This window comes from Burkholderia sp. Ac-20349 (assembly GCF_017104865.1).
GTDB classification, from domain to species: domain Bacteria; phylum Pseudomonadota; class Gammaproteobacteria; order Burkholderiales; family Burkholderiaceae; genus Burkholderia; species Burkholderia aenigmatica.
The window spans coordinates 1-10,931 of sequence record NZ_JAAGPM010000201.1; the positions used below are offsets into that span (position 1 = coordinate 1).

The 10,931-nt window shown below is 66.9% G+C and carries 11 protein-coding genes; 5 read left to right on the forward strand and 6 right to left on the reverse strand.

The window, feature by feature from the left end; genetic code table 11:
• From G3N61_RS35790 to G3N61_RS35805, 4 genes are all read right to left on the reverse strand, one after another.
• Positions 1–1,147: DUF5682 family protein (locus G3N61_RS35790; protein WP_241018065.1), on the reverse strand; the 1,147-nt coding region annotated here is incomplete at its 3' end.
• Between the two features lie 10 nt (positions 1,148–1,157).
• A complete protein-coding gene (locus G3N61_RS35795) occupies positions 1,158–1,301 on the reverse strand; it encodes a hypothetical protein (RefSeq protein ID WP_179258806.1) in 144 nt (47 codons plus the stop codon).
• Positions 1,302–1,309: 8 nt separating this feature from the next.
• Positions 1,310–2,416 (reverse strand): AAA family ATPase, encoded by a 1,107-nt coding sequence (locus tag G3N61_RS35800; protein ID WP_089452934.1) that lies wholly within the window; start codon positions 2,414–2,416, stop codon positions 1,310–1,312.
• 247 nt (positions 2,417–2,663) lie between these two features.
• Positions 2,664–3,638 (reverse strand): nitronate monooxygenase family protein, encoded by a 975-nt coding sequence (locus G3N61_RS35805; protein WP_205824724.1) that lies wholly within the window; start codon positions 3,636–3,638, stop codon positions 2,664–2,666.
• A 144-nt stretch (positions 3,639–3,782) separates the two neighbouring features.
• On the opposite strand from G3N61_RS35805, the gene G3N61_RS35810 reads away from it, so the two are divergent.
• From G3N61_RS35810 to pal, 5 genes are all read left to right on the forward strand, one after another.
• Positions 3,783–4,781 carry a helix-turn-helix domain-containing protein gene (locus G3N61_RS35810; RefSeq protein ID WP_205824725.1) on the forward strand — a complete coding sequence of 333 codons (999 nt, stop codon included), beginning with the start codon at positions 3,783–3,785 and terminating at the stop codon, positions 4,779–4,781.
• A 429-nt stretch (positions 4,782–5,210) separates the two neighbouring features.
• On the forward strand, positions 5,211–5,666 hold the full coding sequence (locus G3N61_RS35815; RefSeq protein WP_205824727.1) for a VOC family protein: 456 nt from the start codon (positions 5,211–5,213) through the stop codon (positions 5,664–5,666).
• A 42-nt stretch (positions 5,667–5,708) separates the two neighbouring features.
• Positions 5,709–6,287, forward strand: a complete 579-nt coding sequence (locus tag G3N61_RS35820; RefSeq protein WP_205824729.1) for a hypothetical protein — start codon at positions 5,709–5,711, stop codon at positions 6,285–6,287.
• A gap of 270 nt (positions 6,288–6,557) precedes the next feature.
• Entirely contained in the window at positions 6,558–7,754 is a 1,197-nt protein-coding gene (locus tag G3N61_RS35825; protein ID WP_089452957.1) for a porin, read from the forward strand.
• Between the two features lie 400 nt (positions 7,755–8,154).
• Complete coding sequence (pal, locus tag G3N61_RS35830) at positions 8,155–8,646, forward strand: peptidoglycan-associated lipoprotein Pal (protein WP_043186780.1); 492 nt, start codon at positions 8,155–8,157, stop codon at positions 8,644–8,646.
• 133 nt (positions 8,647–8,779) lie between these two features.
• Here the strand turns inward: pal and G3N61_RS35835 are convergent, their stop codons facing one another.
• Both G3N61_RS35835 and G3N61_RS35840 read right to left on the reverse strand, forming a co-directional pair.
• On the reverse strand, positions 8,780–9,244 hold the full coding sequence (locus G3N61_RS35835; protein ID WP_205824730.1) for a hypothetical protein: 465 nt from the start codon (positions 9,242–9,244) through the stop codon (positions 8,780–8,782).
• Between the two features lie 469 nt (positions 9,245–9,713).
• A complete protein-coding gene (locus G3N61_RS35840; RefSeq protein ID WP_241018066.1) occupies positions 9,714–10,892 on the reverse strand; it encodes a cytochrome c in 1,179 nt (392 codons plus the stop codon).
• Positions 10,893–10,931 lie beyond the last annotated feature (39 nt).

The following is a 10,931-nucleotide window of genomic DNA, read 5'->3' on the forward strand; positions in this document are numbered from 1 at the left end:
CGCCGCACGGCGTTCGCCGCTCGAATCGGCGAGCGGGGCACGCAGGCGGACGGAAAAGGCGACTCGTGCTGCCGCAGCCGCGGCGTCGACACGCGTGGCGTGCCGCGCCCGGCAGGGCGGGAGTCGATACCGGCAGCTTGCGCGCGCGCAGCCGCTGCATCACGTTTTCGAGCACACGCCGCGCGGCCTCTTCCGTGCCGTACGCCCAGACCCACTGGTAATAGGCCGGCGAAGGCATGCCCGACGCGTAGCCCGCGAATGCGTCGAGGCGCTTGAACGTGTAAGGCACGAGATAGGAACCGTAGCGGACGCCGCGCGCGGCCCCGTCGGCGGTATTCGCATCCGTCACGGGCACGCCGGCGTCGTCCGTCTGTTCAGTCTGTTCATCGAGCACGGTGCAGGCGCCGCCATCGAGCGCGCCGGGTTCGGGCGTATCGGGCAACGCGGCCGGCAGCGTGCGCCAGAGTCGTGCCAGCGCCGGCGCGTGATAGCCGCCGCAGACCACCAGCACGTCGTCCGCCCGCCCGCCGGCTTCGGCGACGGCCCACGCGATCCAGCGCGCCATCATCCGTTCGCGTGCCTGGTTGCCGAGCGAGCCCGGATCGGCGTCGCGCAGATGCGAGAAGTAGGTCGACAGGCGCTGCGCGAGCTCGTCCAGCGCGTCCGGCGTCTCGCCGACGTTCTCGAACAGGTGGTCCCAGAGCGCATCGCGGCCCTGCACGGCAAGCGTGTCCGCCAGCGCGCGCTCGTAGGCGGCGGCACGTGCCTCGTGTTCGGCGTCCGCGACATCGGCATAGCGGTTCTCCCGCTGCGAGAACGCCGCGTGCCACGCGGGCAGGTCGATGAAGCGAACCGACGCGCCGACTTCGCGCCCCGCCTGCAAGGCCTGCCATTCCGGCGAATGCTCGGCGAACGGGGTCCACGAGCCGTAATGGGCGGCATCGCCGGACAGATAGCTGTAGATCGCGATCGGCAGGCGGTGCGGACGATACAGTTCGTCGAGCCGGCCGTTGAAGTCGGCCGGCCCTTCGATTAGCACGTAGCGCGGCCGCCGCGCCCGGATACGCTCGGCCACCAGCCGCGCGCAGGCGGGGCTGTGATGCCGGATGCCGACGATGTGCGGGTTGCTGGACGTCTCGGTCTGCATGCGCCGCCCGTCAGTCGACGTCGAGGCATGCGGCGCCGGCGATGGCGCCCGGCCTGCCCTTGCCGCCGTGCACGCAGTGCATGCCGTGTACGTCGAACGCGTTGGGCGCAATCCGTCCCCGCCCCGGCATGCCGCCGCGATCGGTCGCCTTCATGTCGCGCGTCACGGCAGACGGTGGCGTGCCGCGTAGTACGCGCGCCAGTGCGCCCCTTCGCGCCGCGCGGCCTTTTGTTCGAAGTAGCGGCGCAGCTTCGCGCGATCGTCGGCGTTGTCCTTGACGACGGTGCCGGCGATGCAGTCGACGAGATCCTGCGGCGATCCTTCGCGTTGCTCGAGGAACCAAGCGCGCACCCCGACCGCATGCGCGACGTTCACCGCTTCGGCTGTCGACATCACCGCCGTCAACCGATCCATCGCGCCGTCGCTGCCTGTGCCGTCGCCGGCCCCGCCGCGCAGATCGCGAAACGTGGTGATCAGCAGTTCCAGCACCGGCTGCGGCACGGCCGCCGGAATGCCGCTGCCGGCCAGCAGGCGCGCGCTGGCTTCGCGCACGAGCGCGAGTTCGCTGTCGAAGTCGAGAATCGGAAACACGGTTTCGAAATCGAAGCGCCGCTTGAGCGCCGCGCTCATCTCGTTCACGCCACGATCGCGCGTGTTCGCGGTCGCGATGATGTTGAAACCCTCGCGCGCATACAGCATCCCGTGTTCGCCATGCAGTTCGGGCACCGCCATCACGCGATCCGACAGCATGCCGAGCAGGCAGTCCTGCACCTCCAGCGGCGCGCGCGTGATTTCCTCGAAGCGCACGATCTTGCCGTCGTGCATGCCCTGGTACAGCGGCGCGGGCACGAGCGCGCGCGGGCTCGGTCCTTCGTTGATCAACAACGCGTAGTTCCAGCCGTACTTGATCTGGTCTTCGGTGATCGATGCGCCGCCCTGGATCGTCAGCGTCGACGTGCCGCTGATCGCGGCCGCCAGCAGCTCGGACAGCATCGACTTCGCGGTACCCGGTTCGCCGACCAGCATCAGTCCGCGGCCGGTGGCGAGCGTGACGAGCATGCGCTCGATGCTTGCGATCGGCGCGACGATTTTCGGCGCAATGCCGAGCGAGCGATCGCCGGCAATGAATGCACGAGCGGCCGTCAGGCTCAGTTGCCAGCCCGGCGGACGGGGTTGGCCGCCATCCTGCGCCTTCAGCTCGGCGAGCTGATCGGCATACAGGACTTCAGCGGGCGGACGCTGCAATGCATGCGGTTGAGACGGAGCCATGTCTGCTTCTTCTTGTCTTGTATTCGCGGTCGGGCTCGAATGCCCTCGGAGCGCGAATTATATCGCTGCGCGGCGACAAGATCCGTCAACATGCGTTTTGGCGATCGCGCGATTCGATCGCGAGCACGGGTTCGCGATGGAGCGGGGGCGATGAACTCCGCAACAGGCCGCTCATCGCGCGTTCGACGCCGCTCGTTCGTCACCTTCGTCACCGAAGGCCAGCGGCATCTCGTGTCTCACTTCGATATCAACCCGCGATACCTGCCAGCCGGCCGCGAATGATCTCCGTCGCCTCGCTTACGATGCGATCGACGAGCTCCTTCACGGTCGGAATATCGCGGATCAACCCGACGACCAGGCCGCACGACCAGGCGCCCGCGTCGAGCGCGCCCTCCTTCATGATGCGCGGATACACGCCGGCGACCTCTTCGACTATATCGTCGAACCGGATACTGGCGCCGAGCTTGCTTTCCTTGTCGAGGATGCGGTCGACCGCGGCATTGCGCAGCACGCGCTCGGTATTGCGCAACGGGCGCATGACCAGCCGCGTGTCCAGTTCGGTCGCCGCGACCAGCGCCTGCTTCACGTTCTCGTGCACCGGCGCCTCGCGGGTGGCAATGAAGCGCGTGCCCATGTTGATGCCGTCCGCGCCCAGCGAAAGTGCGGCAACCAGCGACCGGCCATCAGCCATGCCGCCGGAGGCCACGAACGGGATCTTGAGCTCGTCGGCCGCGCGCGGCAGCAGGATGAAGTTCGGAATGTCGTCCTCGCCCGGATGGCCGCCGCATTCGAATCCGTCGACGCTGACCGCATCGCAGCCAATGGATTCGGCCTTGAGCGCATGACGAACCGACGTGCACTTGTGGATCACCTTGACATGCGCGTCCTTGAGCGCGGCCAGGTAGGGCTGCGGGTTGTTGCCGGCCGTTTCGACGATCTTGACCCCGCCTTCGACGATGGCCCGGATATAGCCGGGATAGTCAGGGGACGTGACCGTCGGCAGGAACGTGAGGTTCACGCCGAACGGCTTGTCGGTCATCTCGCGGCAACGCCGGATTTCGGCAGCGAGATCCGCCGGCGATCGCTGGGTCAGGCCGGTAATGATGCCGAGGCCGCCGGCATTGGAGACGGCTGCCGCCAGCTCCGCGTACCCGACGTGGTGCATGCCGCCCTGGATGATCGGATAGTCGATGCCGAAGAGTTCGGTGATCCTGGTTTTCATGATGTTTTCGGTTCAGGTTGAGACGAAAGCGCCTTCGCAAGCCGGAAACGCGACTGGCCCCCGGTGGACCTGGACAGTTTCCTCGCAGTTCGAATTACCGTACATTGGCTAAACTGACACATTGAGTGCGATATCCGACACGCCATGCCCCGCGCCGCCATCCTTGCGTATGACGATTGCTACGCCTCCAGCCTGGGCGGGTTCGCCGACATCCTCCAGATTGCGAACTCGCATTTGCGGCGACAGCGGGGCGATGGACATGCGCAGTTCGAATGGCGGTTCTTATCTCCGACGGGGAAGCCCGTGATGGCGAGCAACGGGCTACAACTGAACACGGAGCCGATCCGGCCGCAAGAGCAGTTCGACCTGGTTTTCATTCCCAGCGCGCACTATGCGAGCGGCAAGGCGTTCGACCAGTTGCTGGCACGACAGTCTGCCGCATGCGACTGGCTGGTTTCGCAATGGAACGCGGGGGCCTACCTTGCGGCAAACTGCACCGGCACGTTCGTGCTGGCCAACACCGGCCTCCTGGACGGACGGCCTGCAACGACCACGTGGTGGCTGGCCGACCAGTTTCGCCACCGGTTTCCCCGTGTCGACCTTCAACTGGAACCCGTCGTCACCGAGGCGGATCGACTGATCTGTGCCGGTGCGTCAGCGTCCTACCTGCTGCAGACCATCCATGTCATCGAGCGTTTCGCTGGGGCGATCATCGCGGCACAGTGCGCCAAAACGATGCTGATCGACGTGAGCCAGACCAGGCAATCGCCGTACCTCCCGTTGCTGACGGACAAGACGCACGCCGATTCGCTGGTTCACCGCGCGCAGCATTGGCTGCAGAAGAACATGACGAAGGACGTGAAGATGTCGGCGATGGCGCATGACCTTGGCGTGAGCGAGCGCACGATCATCCGCCGATTCCAGGCCGCGCTGAATCAGCCGCCCTTGCGGTATTTGCAGAGCCTGCGCATCGAAGCCGCGCGCGGTTTGCTGGAGGCCGGCGATCTCAGCCTCGAGCGGATCACGGCCCAGGTGGGATACAGCGATACGAGCTCTTTCTGCCGGCTGTTCAAGGAGAAGGTCGGCCTTAGCCCGGGTGCGTATCGCGATCGCTTTCGACCCGCCGCGGAATCGCAACAATGACCGATCGGCGGATTGCGGACGACAGTCCACCGGTCAGCATCCGCTCGCCATCGCCGCCCGTCCCCCACCCGCGCGATTCGTTTGTAGAATCGGCGTGTTCGCCGTTCATGACACGGTAAAGGCATGATCGTCAGCCGCCGCCCCGGCGGCGCCCTGCGGCCCTTCATCGACTCGGTCTGGGCGTCGGACCCGCCGTTTCCGATCCGGAATGAACTTTGCCGCGAGCTAGGCCGACCGGCCGCATTTCAACCGCGAGTTTCGCGCGTTCACGGGGTTGTCGCCGGAAGAGTGCCGGCAACGCGCGAACGCGAACGGCTTTCACGTTCCGCTCTGACCCGATGCCGGGCGAGGCGGTAAATTTTGTTCAACACCGGGCCCGCGTGGCCCGACAGGATCGAGCGACACCCACACCATCAACCGGAGAGCACCATGGCGATTCACGAAGTCTTTCCCTATTTGCGCGCCAAGCACGCAGACGACGCCATCGCGTTCTATGCGAAGGCGTTCGGCGCGCAGGAGAAATTCCGCCTCGTCGAGCCGTCGGGACGCATCGGCCACGCGGAATTGCAGCTCGGGCCATGCACGCTGATGATCTCGGACGAGTTCCCCGAATACGATATCTTCGCCCTCGACCCGGATGGCCAGGCGCCGATCGCGCTTCACCTGCATGTCGACGACGCCGACGCGACGATCGCCGCCGCAATCGCGGCCGGCGCGCAGCTGACACGCGCGATCCAGGACCAGTTCTACGGCGAGCGTTCCGGCAAGATTCGCGACCCGTTCGGTTACGAATGGCTGATCGGGCATACGATCGAAGCGGTCGAACCCGATGAAATGCAGCGGCGTTATACGGCACTACTGTCCGGCGACCAGCAGAAAACCTGAACGGCGCACCGCGCGCGCCGGTCGATCACTCCGACATTCGCGATGCACTATCACCCCGACGACATCTACCGGCTCTACCGGAGCGTGCCGACGCTGCTGCTGAACCGTCCCGCGCCGGCCGAACAATTCCTGGCCGCCGCCGTCGAGACCGGCGCCGAACTCGGGCATGTGCTGCGCGACTACCCGCAGGTTCGCTACCAGCCGCTCGACTTCCACTACCTGTGCCAGCAAAGCCTGTCCGTGCTGGACGACGCGCTGCTGGCTGATCTCACGTGCGACATGGCCCTTGGATGGCGCGGCGCGCAATGGGCCGCGCTGTTGATCGCGTTATCGGGCGACGCGCGTCATCTGCCGCACCTCGACGAAGTCAGGGGCCACCGCGGCGTCGAGTGGACGGCCGAGCTTGCCGAAGCCGCGTCGGGCCCCGATGCACGATCGTCGGCATTCCGTGGCTGCCGGTCGATCGTGCGCCTGCGCGATCAGCTTGCCGCGTTGCCGCGCGTCGCGGTTCGGTTGCGGCCCTGGCTCTCGCCGGAAGCGCTCGAAGCCTGGGCGATCGCCGTCCGCGCCGCGTATCGCAGCGGTGGCGTCGAAGCCGCGCTGCCGGTTGCTCGCCGTTAGACTGCTCGCCGTCGATCGCTCGACCGACGATCACGCGATGGCCGCCTGAATCCCCCGACGTCCCCCTCGAACGCATCGCCAACCCGGCGCTCGCGTTCCACCGCACCGCACGCCCTCGTCTTCCGTCCCGCCGCGATTCCGAGCGATTTCGCAGAGGACCTTTCCTGTGCAACGCCTTAATCGACCGCCGCACGATCTCCAATAATGCCCGCTCGATCCGCCGGCCACCGGGCCGGGAAAACGATAAAAACTCCTATGCATTCCTACAAAATGAACAAGCACGCCAGCACTCGACTCGCGGGGACCGCCATTGCCACGTGCCTGACCGCTCTCGCGTCGGGCGGTGTACACGCACAGAGCAGCGTGACGCTGTACGGCCTGATCGATACGTCGATCACCTACGCGACGAACCAGCGCACGCACGGCGCCGGCTCGCCGGGCAGCGGCACCGTCGCGATGACGAGCGGTGCGCTGAACGCGTCGCGCTGGGGGCTGCGCGGCCGCGAGGATCTCGGCGGCGGGACGGCGGCGGTCTTCACGCTCGAGAACGGTTTCTCGGGCACCACCGGCGCGCTGTCGCAGAAAGGCGTCGACATGTTCGGCCGCCAGGCCTGGATCGGCCTGAGTTCGAAGACGGCCGGCACGCTCACGTTCGGCCGCCAGTACGACCTGATCCTAGATTTCGTGACGCCGCTCGGCGCATCCGGCCCCGGCTGGGGCGGCAACCTGGCAGTTCATCCGTACGACAACGACGATTCGAACCGCAACCTTCGCATCAATCACGCGGTGAAGTACACGAGCCCGACGTACCGGGGGCTGACGTTCGGCGCGATGTACGGGTTCTCGAACACGGCCGGCCAGTTCGCCAACAACGCGGCGTGGAGCGCGGGGGTGTCGTATGCGAACGGGCCGGTGAAGCTCGGCGCCGGCTACCTGAAGATCAGCCGCGACCGCAATGCGCCGAACCCGAATGGCGCGCTCAGCACGGTCGACGGCTCGGCGACGATCACGGGTGGCAACCAGCAGATCTGGGCCGCGGCCGGCCGTTATGCGTTCGGGCCGCATTCGGTCGGCGCCGCGTGGTCGCATTCGACCACCGATGGCGTGACGGGTGTCCTCCAGGGCGGCGGCATCGCACCGCTGAAGGGTGAATCGCTGGTGTTCGACAACTTCACGGTCGACGGGCACTTCTTCGTCACGCGTGCGTTGAGCCTCTCGGCCGCGTACACGTACACGATGGGCCGCTTCGACACGCGCACCGGCCAGACGCGCCCGAAATGGAACCAGGTCGTCGCGCAAGCGGACTATGCGCTGTCGAAGCGCACCGATGCGTATCTCGAAGGCGTCTACCAGAGCGTGAGCGGCGGCAACGGCAATCCTGCATTCAACGCGACCGTCTGGACGCTGACGCCGTCGGCGAACAGCAACCAGGTCGTCGTCGCACTGGGGTTGCGGCACAAGTTCTGACGACGCGGCGCGGTGCGGTGCAACGCCGCTACGCCGACCGCGAAGGCATGCGTTCCGGCACTGCCCGATCGTCACGCCCCTGAACCGAAAAGGCCGCGCCCGTGCGCGGCCTTTTCGCTGTGGCATCGCCCCGCACGAAGGCAAGAATGCCGCCCGGTCTGTCGCGTCGGCGCAAAAAAATGCGGAGAAACTGGTCACGCTGTGACATTTTTCCTAATCTGTTTGCAGCGACGCCGAGATTTGGCGTTCCGGTCGCGACACTCTTTCATATGGCGCACCACCGGCTTACGAACACGATTCACGTCGTGGGTGCCGGACCTTTCGCGCTGTCGAGGCCGGATACGGACGTGCCGATCGCACGCCCCACGCGTTCAACGCAGTCAACCGCAGGAGACGAACGATGAGCAAAACGAACCGAATTGCGGTCCTGGCAACCGTCGTACTGCTGGCCGGTTGCCACCACGCGGCCAAGACGCCCGAGAATGCCGGCATGGCGCCGACGCCCTCGAGCGAAGCCGTCGCAACGGTGACGGCCGACGAGCTCAATAATCCGAACAGCCCGCTCGCGAAGCGCAGCATCTACTTCGATTTCGACCAGTACTCCGTCAAGCCCGAATACCAGTCGCTGCTGCAGGCGCATGCCGACTACCTGCGCAGCCATCCGGCGCGGCACGTGCTGATCCAGGGCAACACCGACGAACGCGGCACGTCCGAATACAACCTCGCGCTCGGCCAACGCCGGTCGCAGGCCGTGATGAGCGGGCTCGAAACGCTCGGCGTGCCGGCCACGCAACTCGAGGCCGTCAGCCTCGGCAAGGAAAAGCCGGTGGCGCTCGGCCACGACGAGGATTCCTGGGCACAGAACCGCCGCGCCGATCTCGTCTATCGTTGATCGTGGGCCACCGCGACGGTGGCACCCGCTTCACGAACAGCATGGCAGCCCGCAGGCCGCGGAAGCGGCCGCGCGGCGCCCCCGCTGCAGGCGCGCGATCGACGAGGGCACCCGATCGCGCACCGCTTCACGTTCAACGCCGGCGTTCGAGCCGTCGATGCAGCCAATACGACATCACGGCCGACGTCACGATCGCATCGAGCGTGGCGATCGTGTTGAGGTCGCCGAATTTGTCGGATTTGATCAGGACCATCTCGAGTTCGACGAAGCCGATCATCGCGCCGGCGCCGACGATCATCCCCAGCAGCACGAACCAGCGCCGCCGGATCCGCGTGCCGATTGCGCCCATGATGCCGCCCGTCACGGTCGCCGGCAGGAAATAGCCGAACAGGAACGATGCGAAGAAGATCAGCAGCACCATGCCGGCGCTGACTTTCAGCACCTCCCATGACGGGCCGTCGATCAACGACCACGCGATCAGCATCACGGCCGGCCAGGCGAGCGACGCGACCAGCGGGCCGCCGACGGCAAACGACACGCAGCCGAGCACGACGGAATGGGACGGATGCGACGTCGGACGCTCAACGGTGGCACTCATGTTTTTGTAGTCGGAATCGGAATGGCGGCGTGCCGCAGTGTACCAAGGCACCGCGCGACGGCTCCGATCCGGCCCCTTCGCGTTCGACGATCCACAAAAAGCATGGAATAAACGGCCATCCCGAAACGTCTCGTGTTTCGTCAGCGCGCAGACGTGCGGTTCACGCGAACCGGCCTTTCCCGCGGCCTGCGCGTGGCAAGGAGGCGGACATGAAATCGGCAACGTTGGCCGCGGCGCTGATCGCCGCGCTGGTGCTCGTCCTGTCGGCGGGATGCATGTCGTCGGGGAGTGGCCCTGCGCAGGGACCGGGCATGAGCCGGTATGGCGGTGGCGGCGCGGGAGGCAGCGGAGGGGGTGGCGGAGGGGGCGGCGGCTACTGAAGAACCGCCGCAAGAAATCGGGCGACGCGTCGCGCGCGAGCACCGGAAACCGGCTGAATCGCGCGCGACGCCCTGCCCGGCGGCACGACTTAACGCATGGCCTTCACGTCGGCCGGCGTGACGCTCGCGGGCTGGCCGCCCCACGTCGCACGCAGGTAGTTCGCGAGCTGCGCGAGTTCGTCGTCGCTCAGCGTGTGCGCGAAACCGGGCATCGGCTGCAGGTTCTCGAACCCGGCAAACTTCTGCTCGCCGATGCCGTCGAGCATCGCGACCAGCAGGTTGCGGGAATCGCCCTGGCGCACCGTCGAATTGCCGTTCATCGGCACCGCCACGTGCGGCTTGCCTTCGCCGTTGAAGCCGTGACAGCCCGCGCAGACCGCGAGATACACCGAGCGGCCGGCGGCGAGTTGCGCGGCGTCGGCCGACACCGGTTTCACCGGTTGCGGCGCCGGCGGCGTATCGCCCAGCAGGTACACGGACAGCGCGCGCAGGTCGTCCTTCGCCATGTACTGCGTGCTCAGGTGCACGACCGGGTACATCTCGCCGAATGCCGACCCTTGCGGTGCGATGCCGACGCCGAAGAACGTCTGCAGGTCGGCACCCGTCCAGCCGCGCGCGGCCAGGCCGGCCGGCGTGATGTCGGGCGCCGCCACACGGCCGAGCGCCGCGCCCGCGAACGGCTTCGCGCTGTCGAGCTGGCCCGTGAACGCGCGCGGCGTGTGGCATTCCGCGCAGTGGCCGAGCGCGCCCGCCAGATAGCGGCCGCGCTGCCAGTCGGCGGACTGGCCGGTCGATGCATCGGGCAGGCTGTCCTTCAGGAACACCATGTCCCAGAAGACCATCCCGAAACGCAGGTTGTACGGGAACTTCAGCTCGTGTTCGCGGTTTTCCTGCGCGACCGGCTTGACCGACTTCAGGTACGCGTACATCGCGTCGGAGTCGGCGCGCGTGAGCTGCCGGTACGACGTATACGGCATCGACGGATACAGGCGCTTGCCCGGCGCCTTGCCGTCATGCAGCGCGGCGTAGAAGTCGTCCGCGCTCCAGCTGCCGATCCCGTGATCCTTGTCGGGCGTGATGTTCGAGCCGTAGAACGTGCCGAACGGCGATTCGAGCGGCGCGCCGCCGGCGAACGGTGCGCCGTCCTTGGCGGTGTGGCACGCCGCGCAGTCGGCGGCCTTGACGAGATAGCGGCCGCGCGCGACCTGGTCGGCGCCGGGCGCGCCGGAAGCGGCGTTCGAGGCCGGGACTCGTGAAGGACGCCGCATGAAACGCACCTACGCTCACCGTGTCGCGCGGGCTGCGGG

Bases quoted from the DNA above. Each gene is read 5' to 3' on its own strand.
- G3N61_RS35795 (WP_179258806.1), bottom strand. From the start codon at position 1,301: ATGAAGGCGACCGATCGCGGCGGCATGCCGGGGCGGGGACGGATTGCG.
- G3N61_RS35800 (WP_089452934.1), bottom strand. From the start codon at position 2,416: ATGGCTCCGTCTCAACCGCATGCATTGCAGCGTCCGCCCGCTGAAGTC.
- G3N61_RS35805 (WP_205824724.1), bottom strand. From the start codon at position 3,638: ATGAAAACCAGGATCACCGAACTCTTCGGCATCGACTATCCGATCATC.
- G3N61_RS35810 (WP_205824725.1), top strand. From the start codon at position 3,783: ATGCCCCGCGCCGCCATCCTTGCGTATGACGATTGCTACGCCTCCAGC.
- G3N61_RS35815 (WP_205824727.1), top strand. From the start codon at position 5,211: ATGGCGATTCACGAAGTCTTTCCCTATTTGCGCGCCAAGCACGCAGAC.
- G3N61_RS35820 (WP_205824729.1), top strand. From the start codon at position 5,709: ATGCACTATCACCCCGACGACATCTACCGGCTCTACCGGAGCGTGCCG.
- G3N61_RS35825 (WP_089452957.1), top strand. From the start codon at position 6,558: ATGAACAAGCACGCCAGCACTCGACTCGCGGGGACCGCCATTGCCACG.
- pal (WP_043186780.1), top strand. From the start codon at position 8,155: ATGAGCAAAACGAACCGAATTGCGGTCCTGGCAACCGTCGTACTGCTG.
- G3N61_RS35835 (WP_205824730.1), bottom strand. From the start codon at position 9,244: ATGAGTGCCACCGTTGAGCGTCCGACGTCGCATCCGTCCCATTCCGTC.
- G3N61_RS35840 (WP_241018066.1), bottom strand. From the start codon at position 10,892: ATGCGGCGTCCTTCACGAGTCCCGGCCTCGAACGCCGCTTCCGGCGCG.